Below are 923 nucleotides of genomic sequence, written 5' to 3'. Positions count from 1 at the left end.
TAGAAAAAAAACATGTAATGGGTGAATACTATGCCAGAAAACAGCTCAGCAGACACATCTAACATCTCTTCAAATCCGCTCTTTCAGCAGCTGGTTAAGATCAGCCGGCAGCTGGATCAGGCTCTGGAAGACAGCCGGAAAAAAGATGACATCATCCGCTCACTGACGGAAAAGATCGATGTTCTTACTGAACAGGTTGATGCAGCCAATACGACGATCGTTTCCCTGACTGAACAGATCACTCTGATGGCCGCTCAGCGCTATGGAAAGAAATCTGAGAAACGCTCGAGCGGCAAGAAGAAGGATGATGATGACGGTAATGATTCTGACTCCACACCTTCTGCCGGATCTGCGTCTGAATCCGATTCTTCCAAAAAGCCAAATACTCATCGTCCGGTTAAGAAAAAAAAGACCAGAAAGCCCAAATCGACGCTGAAAGAAATGATTGAACGCATGGGTATTGATGTGGAAAAGGTTGTAAGAGAACTCGATGAGGACAAAAGGTTCTGCGAATACTGTGGTCATGAGCTCATTCCGTTTGGAGAAAAGCATCTGCGTTACGAGCTTAAGGTTGAACTTCCCAGACTCAGAGTCATTGAGTATGTGGGTGTGACTTACGGCTGCCCTGACTGTCATGCAAAAGCTGCTGACAGTGACACTCCGCTCAGTGAATGCGGACTGTCTCCCGTTCAGGCCGAGGCTCCAAAGCCGCTTCTGCCCGGAAGCTGGGCTTCCTCCTCATTTCTTGCCATGGCGATCGCCTTCAAGATTCTCTATCAGATTCCCACCAATCTTCTGATTACGATGTTCAGAGAAATGGGAATGTTCAGCGTTTCTTCAGGAACTCTGTGCAGCTGGATCATTTCAGTTTCGCAGGTTTACTTTGCTCCTCTGTTTGACAGACTCAGACAGATTCTGCTTGC

At 47.3% G+C, this 923-nt stretch carries 1 protein-coding gene; it reads left to right on the top strand.

What is annotated here, in order from left to right; translation table 11 throughout:
* Positions 1 to 30: 30 nt before the first annotated feature.
* A partial coding sequence (locus BO222_RS11160; RefSeq protein ID WP_143357020.1) for an IS66 family transposase zinc-finger binding domain-containing protein occupies positions 31 to 923 on the top strand: 893 nt, incomplete at its 3' end.

Origin of the sequence: Ileibacterium valens (assembly GCF_001945525.1) — a bacterium.
Classification (GTDB): Bacteria; Bacillota_I; Bacilli_A; order Erysipelotrichales; family Erysipelotrichaceae; genus Ileibacterium; species Ileibacterium valens.
The sequence above is the reverse complement of the archived record's forward strand: the minus strand, read 5'-3'. Positions and strand labels throughout refer to the sequence as shown.